The organism is Chryseobacterium sediminis, assembly GCF_008386505.1.
GTDB lineage: Bacteria > Bacteroidota > Bacteroidia > Flavobacteriales > Weeksellaceae > Chryseobacterium > Chryseobacterium sediminis.
This window is the reverse complement of sequence record NZ_VUNZ01000002.1, coordinates 559,016-578,754: the sequence shown is the minus strand read 5'-3', so window position 1 is coordinate 578,754 and position 19,739 is coordinate 559,016. Positions and strand designations below refer to the sequence as shown.

The 19,739-nt window shown below is 34.4% G+C and carries 14 protein-coding genes; 6 read left to right on the top strand and 8 right to left on the bottom strand.

Going from position 1 to position 19,739, the window contains the following annotated elements:
• Positions 1-192 precede the first annotated feature (192 nt).
• Positions 193-627, bottom strand: a complete 435-nt coding sequence (gene rpiB / locus FW780_RS14760) for a ribose 5-phosphate isomerase B (protein ID WP_047380053.1) — start codon at positions 625-627, stop codon at positions 193-195.
• Positions 628-1,270: 643 nt separating this feature from the next.
• Between rpiB and FW780_RS14755 the strand changes: the two genes are divergently transcribed.
• A complete protein-coding gene (locus FW780_RS14755; RefSeq protein ID WP_142717580.1) occupies positions 1,271-2,461 on the top strand; it encodes a phosphoglycerate kinase in 1,191 nt (396 codons plus the stop codon).
• Positions 2,462-3,953: 1,492 nt separating this feature from the next.
• Here FW780_RS14755 and FW780_RS14750 read toward each other — a convergent pair.
• The 6 genes from FW780_RS14750 to FW780_RS14725 form a co-directional block, all read right to left on the bottom strand.
• Complete coding sequence (locus tag FW780_RS14750) at positions 3,954-4,775, bottom strand: class I SAM-dependent methyltransferase (protein WP_149834264.1); 822 nt, start codon at positions 4,773-4,775, stop codon at positions 3,954-3,956.
• A gap of 118 nt (positions 4,776-4,893) precedes the next feature.
• A complete protein-coding gene (gene mnmG / locus FW780_RS14745) occupies positions 4,894-6,756 on the bottom strand; it encodes a tRNA uridine-5-carboxymethylaminomethyl(34) synthesis enzyme MnmG (RefSeq protein WP_149834263.1) in 1,863 nt (620 codons plus the stop codon).
• A 147-nt stretch (positions 6,757-6,903) separates the two neighbouring features.
• A complete protein-coding gene (gene ybeY / locus FW780_RS14740; protein WP_149834262.1) occupies positions 6,904-7,323 on the bottom strand; it encodes an rRNA maturation RNase YbeY in 420 nt (139 codons plus the stop codon).
• A gap of 6 nt (positions 7,324-7,329) precedes the next feature.
• Positions 7,330-9,489, bottom strand: a complete 2,160-nt coding sequence (locus tag FW780_RS14735) for a patatin-like phospholipase family protein (protein ID WP_149834261.1) — start codon at positions 9,487-9,489, stop codon at positions 7,330-7,332.
• A 2-nt stretch (positions 9,490-9,491) separates the two neighbouring features.
• Complete coding sequence (locus FW780_RS14730) at positions 9,492-11,939, bottom strand: bifunctional UDP-N-acetylmuramoyl-tripeptide:D-alanyl-D-alanine ligase/alanine racemase (RefSeq protein ID WP_149834260.1); 2,448 nt, start codon at positions 11,937-11,939, stop codon at positions 9,492-9,494.
• 138 nt (positions 11,940-12,077) lie between these two features.
• The gene (locus FW780_RS14725; protein ID WP_047380060.1) at positions 12,078-12,665 is read right to left on the bottom strand and encodes a thymidine kinase; all 588 of its coding nucleotides are present in this window, start codon (positions 12,663-12,665) and stop codon (positions 12,078-12,080) included.
• Positions 12,666-12,726: 61 nt separating this feature from the next.
• On the opposite strand from FW780_RS14725, the gene FW780_RS14720 reads away from it, so the two are divergent.
• The 5 genes from FW780_RS14720 (at position 12,727) to FW780_RS14700 (ending at position 18,647) form a co-directional block, all read left to right on the top strand.
• Positions 12,727-14,214, top strand: coding sequence for a hypothetical protein (locus tag FW780_RS14720; RefSeq protein WP_149834259.1), 1,488 nt, complete (start codon positions 12,727-12,729; stop codon positions 14,212-14,214).
• Positions 14,215-14,216: 2 nt separating this feature from the next.
• Positions 14,217-14,891: a 16S rRNA (cytidine(1402)-2'-O)-methyltransferase gene (gene rsmI / locus FW780_RS14715; RefSeq protein WP_047422043.1), complete on the top strand. Its 675-nt coding sequence runs from the start codon at positions 14,217-14,219 to the stop codon at positions 14,889-14,891.
• Between the two features lie 6 nt (positions 14,892-14,897).
• Positions 14,898-16,409, top strand: coding sequence for a WG repeat-containing protein (locus FW780_RS14710; protein ID WP_149834258.1), 1,512 nt, complete (start codon positions 14,898-14,900; stop codon positions 16,407-16,409).
• Positions 16,410-16,580: 171 nt separating this feature from the next.
• Positions 16,581-17,324 carry a 3-oxoacyl-[acyl-carrier-protein] reductase gene (fabG, locus tag FW780_RS14705; protein ID WP_047377912.1) on the top strand — a complete coding sequence of 248 codons (744 nt, stop codon included), beginning with the start codon at positions 16,581-16,583 and terminating at the stop codon, positions 17,322-17,324.
• A gap of 3 nt (positions 17,325-17,327) precedes the next feature.
• The gene (locus tag FW780_RS14700) at positions 17,328-18,647 is read left to right on the top strand and encodes a DUF6056 family protein (RefSeq protein WP_149834257.1); all 1,320 of its coding nucleotides are present in this window, start codon (positions 17,328-17,330) and stop codon (positions 18,645-18,647) included.
• Between the two features lie 49 nt (positions 18,648-18,696).
• On the opposite strand, the gene FW780_RS14695 is transcribed toward FW780_RS14700, so the two are convergent.
• On the bottom strand, positions 18,697-19,737 hold the full coding sequence (locus FW780_RS14695) for a GMP reductase (protein WP_047422046.1): 1,041 nt from the start codon (positions 19,735-19,737) through the stop codon (positions 18,697-18,699).
• Positions 19,738-19,739 lie beyond the last annotated feature (2 nt).

Genomic DNA, 19,739 nt, shown 5'->3' with positions numbered 1-19,739 from the left:
AGAACGGGAGCTTTAGTTTTGTATAAATTTAATACAATTCTCGAGAAGAAAAGAGAAAAACCTTCTATTAAATATGTTTCAAATATAAGAAAGGCTTTGGAGAATAATAGAGTGTAATTTCTATTGGACACTGCAAATGTACGAATAAAAAATAAATAAGGCTTGTAATACGATTTACAAGCCTTAGTATATTTAGCAAACTGCAATTTTATCAACTCTGTTCTGGTGTCTTCCACCTTCAAAGTCTGTTGAAAGAAATTTATCTACAATCTCAATCGCCAGTTCCTTTGATATAAATCTCGCAGGCATTGAAATCATGTTGGCATCATTATGCTGTCTTGCCAGTGTTGCAATCTCCGGCATCCAGCAAAGAGCGCATCTTATTTTCTGATGTTTGTTCGCAGTGATCTGAACTCCGTTTCCGCTTCCACAGATCAGAATTCCAAGCTCATTTTCTCCGTTTTCCACAGAGGTTGCAGCAGGGTGTACAAAGTCCGGATAATCCACACTGTTTGTGGAAAACGTTCCAAAATCCTGAACTTCAAATTGTTCTGAAAGATAGTTCTTAACAATCTCCTTATATTCATAGCCTGCATGGTCCGCTGCGATAGCAATTTTTCTTTTCATAATACTCTTATTAAGCTTTATTAGATTCTATTTCCTTACAAAGGTAAGAATAATAACAATTCGTGTTAGTAAACCCTGAGTTAATTGTTAAAAGGTATGTTAATAACTGTGGAAAACTTTTATCAACTTTCTATTTTTAAAGATCAATTTATTTCGTAATAGAAAACTTTTCCGCAATTTTTTACCACAACTTTCCAGATGTTTTCTTCAGCTATCCCCAGATTTTTCCATAATAAAATAACTAATAATCGGTTTATATCAAAGTTACCAACATTTGTTAATAAGTATGTGAAATAGCGGGTTTACAAGCATTTATATTGTGAGTTAAATATGAATTGAATAAAAGTTGAGTGTTACCAACTTTTAACCTAAAACTTATCCCCGAAACTAACAACACTCAACAACAACTACATTATTCTTTTTTTTAAAAGAGAAAAAATTGTTGATTAATGGGTGATTGGGTTCGGGGAAAGTTTTTGAAAACTTTTATTTTAATCAATCTGTTGAAAAAGTTTAAAACCTTACATTTGTGAAACAAAAATTCAATGAAATTTATGAAATTGTCTTTGCAGGATTTACGGAAAAGCAAACCGGGGTCTAGGCACTGGAGTTTCATTTGACTCAGAAAAAAATAAATCTATTTATGAAAACAATCAATGATTTCAATTTTAAAGATAAGAAGGCTCTGGTAAGAGTGGACTTCAATGTTCCTCAGGACGATCAGCTGAAGGTGACTGACAATACGAGAATTGTTGCTGTGAAACCAACAGTGGAGAAGATCCTTAATGATGGTGGTTCTGTCATCTTAATAACACACCTTGGAAGACCTAAGGGAGAGGTTAAAGATGAATTTTCTCTTAAACATATTCTAGGCGAAGTTTCTGCTGTTCTTGGACAGGAGGTAAAGTTTGTTGATGAATGTATCGGGGAAAAAGCTGAACAGGCTGCTGCTGAACTTAAACCTGGGGAGATCTTATTGCTTGAAAATGTACGTTTTCATAATGAAGAAGAAAAAGGGGATGCAGGTTTTGCTGAGAAACTTTCTAAACTAGGAGATGCTTATGTAAATGATGCATTCGGAACTGCACATAGAGCGCATGCTTCTACAGCTGTAATTGCTCAGTATTTTCCATCAACTAAATATTTCGGTTTATTAATGGCTAATGAGCTTCAGGCTATTGATAAAGTATTAAAGAGTGGTGAAAGACCCGTTACAGCTATCCTGGGAGGTTCTAAAGTTTCAACTAAAATTACCATTATAGAAAATATTCTTCCTGCTGTGGACAATCTGATCATTGGAGGAGGAATGGCATTTACATTTATTAAGGCTCTTGGAGGAAAAATAGGTAATTCTTTAGTAGAAGAAGACAAGCTTCCTTTAGCTTTAGAGATTTTAGGGAAAGCAAAAGAACATAAAGTGAAAGTATATCTTCCTTCTGATGCTATCATCGCTGAAAGTTTTAGTAATGATGTTGAAAGAAAAGAAGCTGATATCTATGCAATCCCTGAGGGATGGATGGGACTTGATGCAGGTCATAAATCAAGAGATCAGTTTAATGATGTATTATTAAATTCAAGAACTATTCTTTGGAATGGGCCAATCGGAGTTTTTGAAATGTCAAATTTTGCTGGTGGAACAGTAGCATTAGGTGAGAGCATTGCTGAGGCAACAAGATTAGGAGCTTTCTCTTTAGTAGGAGGTGGAGACAGTGTTGCTTTCGTTAAGCAATTCGGATATGCTGATCAGGTAAGTTATGTTTCTACCGGTGGTGGCGCAATGCTTGAAAGTCTTGAAGGACTTGAGTTACCAGGTGTAGCAGCGATCAACAATTAATAAAAATTAAAAATATTTTAAAGCCTGCTAATTATATTAGCAGGCTTTTTTCTTTCTGAAATTATAAAAATTTCCTTTATTGATCGGAGTTTTCAAAGTATTTTAGATATAACCTATGGTTATATTGATTGAGGCTGAATTCGCTTTCAGTTACTTAAGTATTTAATGGATAGCAGACTCAGTTTTTCTTTTCAAAATTGGGTAAGTAGGAAATAATTTATTCTTGTTTTCATAACTAGGTTTTGGTGATAAATCAACTATGAGTTTTGATATTATTTATACTTCTTGAGAGATTATTATATCTCTTTTTTCATTAATTATCATGTTTTTTTTAACAAACATTCGACTGATAAAATGACGTAACATGGATTTAAAATTTCTGAAAGCTAAGAGTATTTTCTGATAAGAATTTCTTGATGAAGCATTAATTTTTTTAATTAGATCCGGGAGCTTAACTGAACCTATGAATTCTTTAGAAAGATGTATTTTTTGAGTTTTAAGATAAGTTTTATATAATTAAGCTTTATTTTTATTTAAATTTTTATGATTTATTTATTTCATATTTCAGTGATAGTATTGTAATTTATTGTATATCAATATTTAAACTATATTTTATAGTTGAATTATATGTTTTTTTGCTTTAAAATGTGTTTGAATATTAAAAATGATTCATTCAATACTATAAATGAAGGATACACTCAATTTTCAAAGGAATAATTTCAAATTTTTTTTAAATGGATTCACTTTATTTTTCTGGAACCAATAATTTGTTTCAATACTTCTATCAATTTCTAATGGTTGCCAATTTTTCGAAAAGTATTTTCTAAACTATAGAGTTTTTAAATTTTTTTTTTGATCAGAATTTTCAATAACATTATTTTTTTGAACTGTCAATTAGTCTACAGAAATTTATCTGAAAATTATTTTTAATTTTTATAGAGAAAATAAGATAGAGTAGGGGAGTCGTATGTTCAGTGTTTTAAATTTCCTTTTCGATATTGATCACATAGATTTTAATTTGATCAAAAAGAAAATGCTAAGAATTTTTATTTTTCTATAAAATCCGTGAAAATCGACCTCTGTAATTGCTTATAAAATCTAAAAACTAAATTTTTACGAGTATTTATATCTTAGCTTATTTTTAGTTGAAATTTGCGCCTATTTTGTAAGAATTTATTTTCTGATGGGTTATTTTTCTGATTTTTGTAGCAATCTCTGCTTGAATGCATGAAAATAAATCGGAGTTCAGGAAAAATTTTAAATACGCGAGTTAGAAAAGCACTTGATTATTTTTTACTCTATTTTTAGAACGGAGTAGGTAGGTTTTCATGGAAAATAAAAAATGTTCTTAAATTTTCAAATTTTGTTTTTGGGAATTCTAAAAATAATTTTACAAAAAAAGAAAACTCAGGAGAAAAAATCCTGAGTTTTTTGTTTTTGAAGCTTAAAATGCCGAAAATCGACCTTCAGAAATGGGTTAAAAATCCATTTTCTATCTTTTTTCGATAATATATATCAAACTTGAAAATTCGTTTGAAAAAAGGGCTTTTACGTTTGAAATCGTTCCGTAGATCATTGCTTTTATCCAAAATAAGGGTGATTTCTTGTATTTTTCGCTTAACATTGAGATATAATAGGAGTCAAGTACCAAAGGTTTGATTTTTCTCATTTTCCAATCTGACTTTTTTGAAATCAGATTTTCCATTCCATTTTTTGAAAAATGATAGATGTGTCTTGGTACATCATAAGCTGCCCAAAATTCTTTATAATGTTTTGCATCATAAGAAGTAGGGTTAGGAACAGCAATAATGAGAATTCCTTTTTCTTTTAATTTCCCGTGAAAAGTATTAAGCATTTCATTCTGATTCTCGATATGTTCAAATACGTGCCATAATGTAATAGCATCTAAACTGTTTTCTTCAATAGTATTGATATTATCCAGTATAGAAGCTTTGGTTATTTTTCCTTGTGCTGCTTTTCTTGCATCGGCATCAGGTTCAAATCCGAAAGTTTCAAAATCATTTTCTATATATTTTACAAACTCTCCGGCACCACAACCATAATCAAGAACTCTTGATCCATTTTTGATTCTGTCTACCAATACATTTTTTTTGTACTGCAAATTGAAAGACTGAAGAAATTTATAAAGCTTTTCTTTCAGACTCCCGGAATCCTGGTGATGAGAAATGTAATCTTCGCTTTCATAATATCTGGAAATATTGGATGGGATAGGGGAGGTCTTGAAAACACCTTTTGTTTCTGTCTCTTTTATTTCAAAAATTTCCTGTGAAAGAAAATGATCTTTTATTTTCATTGAAATCGTTATCTTTTATATAGTAAAAAAATTAAGATATTCAGAGCTTGGTAGAGACTCGTAAATACCTTAATTTCCGATTTATTTTTTTTAATGTTTCACGTGAAACATATCTTTTTTAACGTCCTAAATAGACAAGTAAAACGTTTATATCGGCTGGAGAAACTCCGCTTATTCTTCCTGCTTGTGCAATAGTCTTCGGGCGCACGTTAGACATTTTCTGTTTTGCCTCTGCAGAAAGGCTGGAAAGCTTTGTATAATCAAAATCTTCAGGAATTTTAATATTTTCCAGACGGTTCAGCTTGGCTACGTTCTCTTTTTCTTTCTCAATATATCCTTTATATTTTATATTGATCTCAGCCTGTTCTCTTACTTCGTCACTGTATTGGCTTGAAACTTCCTTAATGAAATCAATTTCATCCAGTTTTCCCAGTGTCATATGAGGTCTGGTAAGAATTTGTGCTGCTCTGTATGCCTGATCTACAGGATTACTCTCAATGGATTCAAGTACAGGATTAATAATACCTGGTTTTAAAGAAGTTTCACGAAGGAACTCTTCAAGTGATTGGCTTTCAGATACTTTAGCTTCCATTTTTCTTAACCTGTCTTCTTTTGCCAGTCCTAATTGATAAGCTTTTTCAGTCAGCCTGATATCAGCATTATCTTGTCTCAAAAGAAGTCTGTATTCTGCACGTGAAGTAAACATTCTGTATGGTTCTTCAGTTCCTTTGGTGATAAGATCATCTATTAAGACTCCGATATAAGCTTCGTCTCTGTTTAGAATGAAATCACCCTTTTCATGAACTTTATTGTGAGCGTTGATACCGGCGATTAATCCTTGTCCTGCCGCTTCTTCATATCCTGTGGTTCCGTTGATTTGTCCTGCGAAATATAAATTATCAACTAATTTTGTTTCCAGGGTGTGTTTTAATTGGGTAGGAGGGAAGTAGTCGTATTCAATGGCGTAACCGGGACGGAATACTTTTACGTTTTCAAATCCAGGAATTTGTTTCATTGCTTTGATCTGAACATCTTCAGGTAGAGAAGAACTGAATCCGTTTACATAGATCTCTACAGTTTTCCATCCTTCCGGTTCTACGAATAACTGGTGTCTGTTTCTTTCTGCAAAACGGTTGATTTTATCTTCAATACTCGGGCAGTATCTAGGACCTAAACTTTGAATTGTACCATTGAACATTGGGCTTCTGTCAAAACCTTCTCTCAAAATATCGTGTACAGTTTCGTTAGTATATACGATATGACAGCTTAATTGTTTTGTTAATTTTGGAGTATCAAGGTAACTGAATTTTTGAGGATTTTCGTCTCCTTTTTGTTCTTCCATTTTTGAATAATCCAAACTTCTTCCGTCTACTCTTGGTGGAGTACCCGTTTTCATTCTTCCTGCTTCAAATCCTAAAGTGACCAATTGTTCTGTAATTCCAAATGCTCTTGGTTCACCCATTCTTCCTCCTCCTAATTGTTTGTCACCAACGTGAATTAAACCATTAAGAAAAGTTCCGTTAGTAAGAACTACGGATTTTGCTTTGATCTCAATTCCTAAAGAAGTAATCACTCCGGTTACTTTATTATTTTCAACAATCAGTTGTTTTACCATATCCTGAAAGAAATCAAGATTGGGAGTATTCTCTAATGCTAAGCGCCATTCTTCGGCAAAAAGCATTCTGTCATTTTGGGTTCTCGGAGACCACATCGCAGGACCCTTTGAAAGATTCAGCATTTTGAATTGGATAGCAGATTTGTCTGCTACAATTCCGGAATATCCTCCCATTGCATCAATCTCTCTTACGATCTGTCCTTTTGCGATTCCGCCCATTGCCGGGTTGCAACTCATCTGTCCGATGGTCTGCATATTCATTGTAACAAGTAGAGTTTTTGAACCTAGGTTGGCTGCTGCCGCTGCGGCTTCACAACCTGCGTGTCCGGCACCTACTACTATTACATCATATATTTCTGAAATCATTTTTATCTCGCTTGTTTTAAGCTTTAAACCTTTTCTTTATAACCAATGTTTCACGTGAAACATTTTTGAAGAATGCACTCTAGGTAAAGTTATATTATTACTAGAATTGAGTACTTTAGGTATAGGACTTTAAGTGATTGTTTAATTTTAAAACTTTAAATCCCTGTATTTGGCTAAGTACAAATCTTCCATTCTTCGCATCTCTTTTTCTTCCTCTTCCGTCTTGTCTTTATAGCCTGCAAGGTGTAAAATACCATGGGCTAAAACCCTTCTTAATTCTTCTTCATAATCTCGGGAAAGGGTAGAGGCGTTATCAGAAATGCGCTGCAAAGATACGAAAATCTCAGCGCTTATTGTCTTACCTTTTACATAATCAAAAGTGATGATATCTGTATAATAATCATGCTGCAAATAATCCTGATTGATCTTAAGAAGATATTCGTCATCACAGAAAATGTAATTGATTTCTCCTAGCTTTTTTCCTTCTGAAAGAATAAGATCTTCCAGCCATTTTTTGTAATCTGTACTTACCGACTCTGGTAAGCTTTCGTAAAAGAACTGTATCATTTTTTTTTAAAACCAGTGTCCTAAAATAACACTGAATATACCTTTTTGGTTATTTTTAAGTGAGTGGCTGAAGTTGACTTTTATCTGCCCGAAAGGAGATTTGTAACCCGCCGTAATTCCCAGGGAGCTATAATTTACTTTAACTGCATCTTCAAACTTGATATCGTTTGATAAGTTAGCAAAGCTGAAGTTTCCACTGATAAAATAGTTTTTGTTAAATTTAAACTGGATATCGTTTGACGCTAATATCACATTGTTAGTATAAAGCTGGGCGAAATAAAATCCTCCAAAGCTTTTAAAATTCATAAGATTCTGCTCGAAAATTCCACCTAATCTAAATTGGTAATAGGCAGGAAGATTTTCGCCAATAGTAACCCCTCCAAACACATTCAGACGGTAAGTGAATTGTTTACCCAGAGGAATATTGATTTTAAGATCTGCTTTGATCTGAATAATTCTTTTTTCAACCTCAGATTTTAAAAGATCTACGACCTTTCCTTCTGCTGCGAAATAAATTCCTTTGGTAGGAAACTCCTTATCATCCTGTGTATCGGTTTTTATGAAGATGTAGGGGTTCAGAAAACGGCTGTAACGCCTGTTATCTCCATTGCTGTTTTCCGCTTTGAAGTAATCATGGCTGATACCGCCTCCAATAGCGAATTTATCTTTCCATATAGACTGTATATAAGCTTCATTTCTTAACCATTCCCATCGGTCTACAACATAATTGTCTACATTTTTTATATCGAAGCTCATTCCTGATGAATAAAGACCAAATCCAGGGATATATCCGTTATCTATAAAATAGTTCAGATAATATCTCACGCGGTCACCGACGACAACATCCAGGGAAAGGTTTGAATTTTTAAATAAAAGCCTCTTTGCTGAGTAATTCAAAAGAAGTCCTGTTTTGAAAACTTCATCATAATGCAACCCGAATTTTATAAAATGGCGGGTATCATCTTCAGTGACATACAGCTTTAAATAATTGGCATCATTCTCCTGAACGATATCGTAATTGATAAAACGGTAGTTATTTGTCGCCACCAATTTATCAACCATTTTATTGATGCTTCCATAAGTCTGTAAAGAGGGTAGGCGAAGCCCCATTTTCCCTAAAGTGTAGTTTTTACCATATATTTTGCTTCCTTCGATAGAAATGCTGTCTATCTTGTATACGTTGGAATATATAGGGTTTATACGCTGTCTGAGACGGTCAAAAGGACGTTTGGGCAATTGATCCAGTACCTGAGAATATTTAAGACCTTCTACATATCCGCTGTCCAGAATTTTCTTTTTATCATCGTAGCTTGTGGCAGACATTCCTTTCAGGTTGGGTTTGATATTGATGTCTGTATATTTATACTGTTTTCTTGTATCTTTTTTTATTCCGAAATCAATTACCTGATTCAGGATGGATATAATATTGTTTAAATCCTCTCTTTTTGAAAGATCCTGGTTAAGATCCACACCAATCACGATATCAATTCCTTTGTCCTTTAAAGGCTTTGAAGGGTAATTCACCGTCATAGCTCCATCGATATAAATACTGTCGCCAATTTTAACAGGATCCATTAAAGAAGGGAATGCGGAACTGGCCATAATAGATTGTACAAGGTCTCCTTTTTCAAAGATCTGCATATTGCCGCTTTCAAGATTGGTAGCAACACACATAAACGGAATTGGCATTTTGGAAAAGTCTTCAATATTGGAAACGTTTTTAAAAAGTTCTTTCAGAAGATAAACATTTCTCTGACCGGTACTGATAGAAGAGGGAAGTGTGATTTTTCCGTTTTTTAGCGGAATGGATAAAAGATATTTGTCTACGGATTTGTTGAAAAAAGTGGTTTCCTGCCTCGACTTCGGATCCATGATTAAAGAATAAAAATCCGTATCCATGACTATTTTTTCTATTTCTTTTCCGGAGTAGCCTGCGGCATATAAACCGCCTACAATGGCTCCCATACTTGTTCCGGAGACATAGTCTACCTTCACTCCCAATGAATCCAGTACTTTAAGAACTCCTACATGTGAAAACCCCTTGGCTCCACCACCCGCCAGTGATAGTCCTATCCTTGGGTTTTTAGGAATTTTTAAATCTTTTTTTACCTGAGAATGGATCAATAACAATTGGAATATGGAAAGCAGAATCAGGAGTTTTCTCATAGTTAATCTTTTATATAAATCCGTTTCACCCGAGGCGAAATGGAGGTTAATACTTCATAGGTTATCGTTTTGCAGTAGCCTGCGAATTCTTTTAAACTTGGTTTAGCATTGAAAACAGTTACAGTATCGCCTTCTTTAACGTTGGGGATATTATCTACATTAATCATCATCATATCCATACAGATATTTCCTACGATGGGTGCCAGAGTTTTGTTAACGCCTACATTTCCTACCTGATTTCCAATTAACCTAGGTATTCCATCCGCATATCCTACCGGAATGGTTGCAATTCTTGTAGGATGATCTGCTTTATATCTTCTGCTGTACCCTACAGATTCACCGTTTTCTACCATTGATATCTGTGAAATTACGGTTTTAAAACTTACCACAGACTGCAGCTGCTTCTGAATTTCATTATCAGGCGACTCTCCCAGCATCCCAATACCAATTCTTACCATATCAAACTGATAATTGGTATAGCTTGTTATTCCTGATGAATTCAGAATATGACGAAGAGGGGTGTATTCTAATTTTTCTATCAGGTAACTGGAATTCTTTTCAAAAACCTCCAGTTGTTTCAAAGTAAATTCTTTTTCCTCAGGCATATCAGAAGATGATAAATGACTGAACATGCTCTGAACTTTCAGATTTTTCTGGCTTAAAGTTTCGCTTAGCTGATCCAGTTCAAAATCTTTAAAACCAAGACGGTGCATTCCGGTTTCCAGTTTAATATGGATCGGATATTTTTTGTCATAACCTGATTTCTGAACGGCTTCATAGAATAATTCCAGTACTCTGAAGCTATAAATTTCCGGTTCCAGATTATACTCTATGATAGTCTGATAGCTGTGCTGCTCAGGATTCATAACAATGATAGGAGTTGTGATTCCTTTTTTACGAAGTTCAACTCCTTCATCAACATAGGCTACCCCCAGGTAATCTATATGATGATGCTGAAGAAATTCTGATACTTCATAACTTCCCAGCCCGTAAGCATTGGCTTTTACCATGGCCATCATTTTGGTTTCCGGATTCAGCAGGGATTTATGATAGTTGATATTATGAAGAATGGCATTGAGATTTACTTCCAGTACCGTATCATGTTTTCTGAGTTCAAGAATATCTTTAAGTCTTTCGATCTCAAATTTTCTAGCTCCTTTTAACAGGATTATCTGATTTTCTATTTCGGTAAGGTATTTACTTTCAATTAACTCTTTAGTATCAATGAAAGTATAAGTTTTAGCTTTAAATAATTCACTAAATTTTGATATTTCATCACCGATTAAGAAAACAGAATCAAAATGCTGTTCATTAACCAGTTCAGAAACTTCTTCGTATAATTCTTTTGCATTGGAATTTACTCCTACAATATCTGTTAAGACCAGTGATTTTTTAGATTTATTATATTCATTCAAAAACTGAAGGGCAGTCTTCAAAGAATCGAGGTCAAGATTAAAAGAATCATTGATGACAATATTGCCCTTAATTCCTTCGATCGCTTCAAGCCTCATTTCAACGGCTTTTAAAAGGTTGATTTTTTCGACGATCTTTTTATTTTCGATATTCAGTTCCTTGAGGACTGTGATAAGCGCCATAGCATTGGTTAATGTAGCTTCGTCTCTCTGATGGGCAGGAAAACTGATTTCTTCACCAAAATATTCAACAATAATGTTGTCATCTTTGGAAATATTGTTTTTGATGAAAACCTGGTTGTCTTTTTTAAAACCGTATGAAATTAATTTTTTATCAGAATAGGATTTTTTAATTTTTTGTTCAACCAAAGAATTGTCACCATTATAAATGATCACCTCAGAATTTTTAAAAAGACAGATCTTTTCATCAATGAGTTGCTCTTCGGAAGAAAAGTTGGCAGCATGAGCTGTCCCGATGTGGGTAAGAAGTCCGATCTGAGGATGGAACATATCTTCAAGCTTTTCCATCTCATGCGGTTTTGAAATTCCCACTTCAAAGATTCCCAACTGATGAGAGCTGTTGATCTGAAGAAGAGAGAGTGGAAGACCAATCTGAGAATTAAAACTCTTAGGACTTTTTACAGTAGGAAATTCATTCCAGAGACATTGATATAACCATTCTTTTAAAATAGTTTTACCATTACTTCCTGTAATTCCGATTGATTGTAAGTGAGAATTCTCAAAATGATATTTTGCTAATTTTTGAAGAAACTCAACGGAATTTTCAACAATGAGCCAGGTTATATTTTCAAACTCCTGATAATGATGTTCGGAAATAATAACATTGATCCCCCTGTCTATTGCAGACTCTATGAATTTTTCCCCGGAATTTTTAGGGGTATTGATCGCGATAAAGGCTGTATTTTTAGTAGAATAAATAATCCTGCTGTCATACGCTATATTTTTGATCATTAAATTTCCGTCTCCAATGATCTGTGCATTGGTGATCTCTGCAATGTGTTGTACTGTATAGTTCATTGGTGCCCTTTCTGCTTTATTTTCGGGCGAAACAGCAAAAAGTAATAAACTGATTCTTTCCAGATTTTACCGTAATGCTTTTCCGCTTTTTATTTTTTACTGAGTGAATCTATTTTTATGGCGGGTATATTTAATTCCTTATTTTCTTTTTAAAAGTACTTCGTCAATAAATACACGGCGGCTTACTGCTTCATAGCTTTCAGTTTCTCCCAATTCTACAAGGTTATCTCCCTGGGAAGTTCTCATAGAATAGTTGGCAAGATTACCAGTTCTCTTACAAATAGCATGCACTTTTGTAACGTACTCGGCAGTCGCCATTAAATTGGGCATTGGCCCGAACGGACGGCCCAAAAAGTCCATATCCAATCCTGCAATTACTACTCTGATCCCGCTATTGGCAAGCTGGTTGGCAACATCAACAATACTTTCATCAAAAAACTGAGCTTCATCAATAGCCACTACATCACAATTGGAAGCCAACAGAAGAATTTCATTAGGATTTTCTACTGCCGTACTGCGGATTTTATTCTGATTATGAGATACTACATCCTCTTCAGAATACCGTATATCCATTTTTGGTTTAAAAATTTCCACATTCTGTCCTGCCATTTCCGCTCTTCGCAATCTGCGGATCAGTTCCTCGGTTTTACCCGAAAACATAGAGCCACAAATCACTTCCATCCAACCACTTTGTTTGGAATGATTAATTGTATTTTCTAAAAACATTTGTTAAATTAGCCGTATATTTTTAACATCAAAAGTAAGCAATTTTAATAAGAATCTTATTATGCAGAATATCCAAGATTTAAAGGAAAAGATTTTTTTTGAATCCATGAATATCATTGATAATCTGGACAAAATAAGCAACGTAGACGAATTACTTTCCAAGCAAGATCTTGTAGATGAGCTTGCTAACAGGATTTCTTTTTTGAAACTGCTGGAAAAGAATATTGAATATTTTGTGACAGATCATCCGGCGCAGTCTCCGGAGAATCAGCACCTCTCTTTTGTATCAGGAGAAACGGAACATTATGACAAAGGAAATGAGGTAACGGAAGAGGAAGCTATTTTCAATAATGAGCTTAACGAAATTGATGAGAATGAAATTTTCTCAACCGGTTCTGAAGAAGAGGAAGCTGTTTTCAATAACCAACTGAATGAAATTGTTGAAAATGAATTCCATGAAAATATAGTAAACTTTGTGGAAGAAGTTGATGAAGAAAAAATATCTGAAATCAGTCAGGAGCAGACGTCAGATCATGAAACTCTGGAAGAAGAAGCGGTTTTCAATAATGAGCTTAACGAAATTGATGAAAATGAAATTTCAGAAGAACAGAGAGCTGTTCTGAGCTTTGTAGATGAAGAAAAAATTCTTGCGGATTCTACACCGGATTCTGATGAAGATCTCAACGAAGATCTGTTTCATCATGAAGTGACAGAGGAAGAAGCCATTTTCAACAACCAGCTGAATGAAATGGATGATCAGGAAGAGGAAGCCATTGAGACGGAATCAAAAAAAGAAACTGATTTTGCTGAAGTAAATGATGCTAAAGCTCCTGTAACAGAAATTATTCCAAGCATTTTTGATACAGAAACTCTGGAAGATGAAATACTGATTGAAGAAAACGAAGAGCAGTTTGTGGCTTCAAATGTTTCTATTGAACAGGGAGAAATGGCCACAGAAACTTCCAATGTGGAAAATATTCTGAGTGAGATAAAAAATGATCATTCAGTAGAAGAAACCAAGGAAGAAAGCATTCTTGCTGAAGTCTATGACAGAAGGAAAATCGTTGAGATTGATAAACCTGCTGCCGGAGAAACAGAAAAACATCCTTCTGATGAAAGTTTTGAAAACTTAGAAGAATATCATCAGGAGAAAAAAATAAAATTATCCAATATCAAAGGATTAAAAGCCGTTCAGTCACTTTTTGATGACGACCCTCTGGAAAGAGAATTTCATAATGAAAAGCAACCTGTGGTAGAAAAAGAAGACAACGGAAGCATTCTGAAGTCTAATATTCCTACCAATTTTATGGAAGCAGACAAACAGAAACCGGAATTTAAGCTGGATCTGAATGACAGAATTGCTTTCTCAAAAATGCTCTTTGAAGGAAGTCAGACAGATCTTAATGATACGGTATTTCAGCTAAACCAGTTCAAAACACTGGAAGAAGCCAAAGAATATCTGAGTGATCTGTATTACGAAAGAAAATGGAATAAAGTGGACGAATACGCTCAGAGACTTTGGATATTGGTAGAAAATAAATTCTTATAATTTTGAGCGGAATCTTATATTTTGTTCCCACACCGGTTGGGAATCTGGAAGATATGACTTTCAGGGCGGTTAATGTCCTTAAAGAAGTTGATTATATTTTATGCGAAGACACCAGAACTTCCGGAATACTTTTAAAACATTTTGAAATCTCAAAGCCTTTAAAATCTTATCATTTACACAATGAACATCAGGCAACGGAGAAAGTAATTACAGACCTTAAAAACGGTCAGAATATCGCTATTATTACCGATGCCGGAACACCCGGTATTTCGGATCCGGGGTATTTGCTGGCGAAAGCAGGAGCAGATAATAATATTGATATGATTTGTTTACCCGGAGCAACAGCTCTCATTCCTGCACTTGTGGTTTCAGGACTTCCCAATAACGAATTTTTATTCGCAGGTTTTTTACCACAGAAAAAAGGACGTCAAACAAAACTGAAGCAGCTTGCCGAGGAAAAAAAGACCATCGTTCTTTACGAAAGTCCTCACAAAATCAATACAACACTGGAGCAGGTAAAAGAATTCTTCGGAGAAGAAACCAAAGTAAGCCTAAGCCGTGAGATCTCTAAAAAATTTGAAGAAACAAAACGAGGAACAATCAATGAATTAATTGAATTTTCCAAGAGTAAAACTTTAAAGGGAGAGATCGTTCTTATTGTCAACAATTCTATTTAATTTTTCTTGAAAAAATTAGTCTTTGTTTTGTGTTCTGTAGTCTGTACAGCACAGACCAATCAATATATGAAAGTCATCCTGTCAAAAAAGACAGGGAAGGAGGTAAATTCCTATTCGGAAGGATATGGAACCGTGTACGATTCTGGTTCTAAAAAGCAGGGAATAGTAGATTCCTTAGGAACCATTACCTTTGAATCTCCTTACAGAGGAGGAATTTTACATATTTTTAAAAACAGATTTATTCTTTATTCTGAAGACGGAAATAATAGAAAATCAGCCATTATTGACGAAAAAGGGAAGGAATTCATTGCTTTGGATGATCAGGAGTTTAATACACCCTGGTGGAGTGAGGATTGTATCATTCTATCAAAAAAAGATGCAGAAGCCGTATATGATTATAACGGAAAGGAAATTATTCCTTATGCTGAAAAGATCCGTTTTTCAGGCAAGAACAGGTTTTTTGTTTTAAAAGATAAAAAATGGTTTCTGTATGATCTTAACGGAAAACAGCTCAGCACCCGTGAATTTAAAGAAGATTACAACTTTGAAGACGGTAAAGCATTGATTATTAATGATGACAATGAAAGTGAAATCATCGGAAATAATGGTCAGACTCTGCATAAATTCTCGAAACAGATAGTAGATATCAATGCATATCCTTTTCTGATTACTAAAAATAAAAGTACAGGAAAATATGGCTTAATAGATACAGAAGAAAATACAATTGCCGAGGAAATCTTTAACGATATTACTCCGGAATACTTTGGCAGAAAGGAATATATCTACCTTATAAAAAACGGGAAAGCAACGATATTCAGCAAGAAAGACAAGAAGCTGTATTCCCAGAGCTTTAAATATGTAAATCCTTTATTGAGTAATTTTTTCAGTGTTTATAATGATAAAGTAAAAAAATCCGGAATTATTGATCTGGAAGGGAATATCATTCTTCCACAGGAATATGATTTTATCAAAGCTTTTACCATTTCAGGGAAAGAATTTATTTACCTTAAAAAAGGAAATGAAGAACAATTCCTGAATAAAGAACTTAAGAATATTGTTGGGGAAGGCGTACAGATTCTAGGCTTTTATCCGGACAATCTTATTATTGGAAAACAGGATCGTTATTATAGGTTTTCTGTAAAGGATGGCTCAACAGCAGAATTAAAGAATATCAGTCAGATAAGAAATGAAGACGTAGAATATTTTAATCCGCTTAATCAATATTCAAAACCTTTGGTATGCAAAAATACAGGCAATTTGTATGGCATTCTGGATGGAAAAGGAACAGAAATTGTTCCCTTTATTTACGAAGATATCATAACATTTGGGAATGCCGAGAATGAAATTGTGGTAAAAAAAGAAGGAAAATTCGGAGTTTCAAACTTTCAGAATGAGCCTTTGAAGGAGATTGTTTACGATAAATATTTCTGGCAGAAAGAAGTGCTGAAGCTGGATAGAAGTAAAAAAACGGACTTTATTTATTTCACGAGATTTAAAAATAATTCTGCTCAGCTTTAATAAAAATCCAGATAATTATCAAAATAATCCAGTATTTTAACAATTTCAATGGGTTGAATAACAATTTATAATATCTTTGCAAACCGTTTAATTCCGGATAGGAATTGTAGAAATTATAAGAGTCAGCCGTCACAAGCTGAATGAGTTAAAAGAAAATAATTGTCAATAGATATGAAAATATTAGAAGGAAAAGTAGCACTAATTACCGGAGCTACAAGAGGAATCGGTAAAGGTATCGCTGAAATGTTTGCTCAGCAAGGGGCAAAAGTAGCATTTACCTACGCCGGCTCTGTAGACAAAGCAAAAGAATTAGAAGCAGCTTTAAGTTCTGTAACCCAAATTAAGGGATATCAGTCTGACGCATCAGATTATGATGCAGCTCAGAAATTGGTGGAAGATGTGATGGCAGAGTTCGGACAGATTGATATTTTAATTAACAATGCAGGAATTACAAAAGATAACCTGCTATTGAGAATGTCCAAAGAAGATTGGGATAAAGTAATCAAAGTAAACTTAGATTCAGTTTTTAACCTTACGAAAGCGGTAATCAAGCCGATGATGAAGGCAAGATCCGGATCTATCATCAATATGACTTCTGTAGTAGGAGTGAAAGGAAATGCCGGACAAGCCAACTATGCAGCTTCTAAAGCAGGTGTAATAGGATTTACAAAATCTGTAGCACTTGAATTAGGATCAAGAAATATCAGATGTAATGCTATTGCTCCAGGATTCATTGAAACGGAAATGACAGCTGTTCTGGATGAAAAAACAGTTCAGGGATGGAGAGAAGAAATTCCGATGAAGAGAGGAGGACAGCCTGCAGACATTGCGAATGCATGTGTATTCCTTGGAAGCGAAATGTCAGCTTACATTACCGGACAAACATTAAACGTTGACGGAGGAATGTTAACTTAGAAAATGAAAAAAGTACAGAATATAGTATTATTCTTGTCGATATTACTAATCATCGGTCTGGCATACATTAGTTTTTTTAATGTATATCAGACCGATGATTATTTTTGTTCTTATGCTACCAGAAAACTTGGACTGGTACAATGTTTTATAGATACCTATACACAATGGGGAGGAAGATATTTCGGATATTCCCTTAATATGTTTAATCCTGTTTTTTATGACAGCAAAACGATTCTTCCCAAAATATATCCCGTCTTTTTGATGCTGTCCTTTATTGGAGTTTCAGCATTAAACTTTAAAGAATATTTCAACTATTCTCTGAAAGAATCCCTCAAAAAAGGATTTCTTCTGTTTTTCTTTTACACAGTACTTCTGGTAAGCTTACCAGAGCATTACTTCTGGGTTACAGGGTCCAATATCTATTTCGTTCCTGTTATTTTGTCAGGTATTTTACTCTGGTTTTTCAGAAAATATGAGGATACAAAGAGGAAAATATGGTTTTATCTTTCAGCATTGCTTATTGTAATTCTGATGGGTTCCAATGAGATTCTGGCATTAATTCTTGAGGGTCTCCTGTTAGTATCTTATTATCAGAAACGTAATAAAGAAAACTTGTTTTTGGTACTTTTAGGAACCGTTTTTCTTCTTGTATGTTTTCTTGCACCAGGAAACTTCAACAGAATGGGAGAGATAGAAAGAGGAATTGTAAAATGGCTGAAAAGAATGGCTCTTTTCGGTGCTGATACAGCCTATGTAGGATTAAAAGTTATTGCAGTACTTCCATTATTTATTAAAGTTTTTGAAGAAGAGCTTAAAAAGATTACTGCTCAGATCACATTGAAAAATGCCCTTTTATTTTGGTCTGTTTCACTGCTTCCTTTGTTATTTACGAGCTATATTCTCACCTCTATTGCAAGACAGTTTGAAAGTATACTCTTTTATTTCCTTCTTACTTTTTCACTGTTAGTCTATTTTAAATTTGAAAAAATTAAAAAATTCTGGTGGGTTTCTCTTCTCATTGTTTTTCTTCCTGAACTTAAAATTTTCCCGGAAAAATATTCTTATTTTAATATTGATTTTAATGGTGAAAATATAGTCATGGAACTTCTGGAAACTGATTTGAAAGAATATGAAAGAGAGATGAATGAAAGAATAAATATTATCAAAAATTCCCCTCAAGATTCAGTTGTAGTAGATAAAATAAAAGTGGTTCCCAGAATTTTATATATTGATGAAATGGCTTCTGTAAAAGAACAGGAAACCTATGTAAATGATCAGCTGCAAAAATATTTTAATAAAAAATATATCAGAACAAAAGAATAAATAAAAGGCTTTAGAATTATTATCTAAAGCCTTTATTGTGTTTTGATTTCTAGTCTTTAAAAACCTGATTTTCCTGTTCCTGAACCCTGATAAAAGTGGTTCTCTTGGAAAGCTCTTTAAGCTTTGAAGCTCCTACATAAGTACAGGTAGATCTTACACCTCCCAGAATATCTTTTACGGTGTCTGCCACAGGACCTTTATACGCTGCCTTTACTGTTTTTCCTTCAGAAGCACGATATTCTGCCACTCCTCCCGAATGCTTATCCATTGCAGTTTTGGAACTCATTCCGTAGAAAAGACGGTATTTTTTGCCATTTTCTTCAATGATTTCTCCGCCGCTTTCATCATGACCGGCAAACATTCCGCCCAACATTACGAAATCAGCACCACCACCGAAAGCTTTAGCAACATCTCCGGGAACTTTACATCCACCATCAGCAATGATATGTCCGCCCAAACCGTGGGCAGCATCAGCACATTCAATAATAGCAGAAAGCTGAGGATATCCTACCCCTGTTTTCACTCTGGTAGTACAAACAGATCCGGGACCAATACCTACCTTTATGATATCGGCACCTACAAGAAGAAGCTCTTCTACCATTTCTCCTGTAACAACATTTCCGGCGATAATGATTTTATCCGGAAAATTAGCCCTTGCTTTCTTCACAAATCCAACGAAATGCTCAGAATAACCATTGGCTACATCTATGCAGAGAAACTCAATTTTTGGATGCTTTTCAAGGATCAGTCTTATTTTTTCTTCATCCGCTTTTCCTGTTCCTGTGCTTAAAGCAATATATTGATGAATACTTTCAGGCTGGCTCTGCAGAAACTGATCCCATTGTTCAGGAGTGTAATGTTTGTGAATAGCTGTAATAATTTTTTCTTTTGCCAGCTCTACAGCCATTTCAAAAGTTCCTACGGTATCCATATTGGCGGCAATTACCGGAACACCTGTCCATTTTTTCTGAGTATGTTTAAAGGTAAATTCTCTTTGTAAATCAACTTCTGATCTGGATTTTAAAGTAGAACGTTTAGGGCGGAACATTACATCCTTGAACCCCAGTTTTATGTCATATTCTATACGCATTT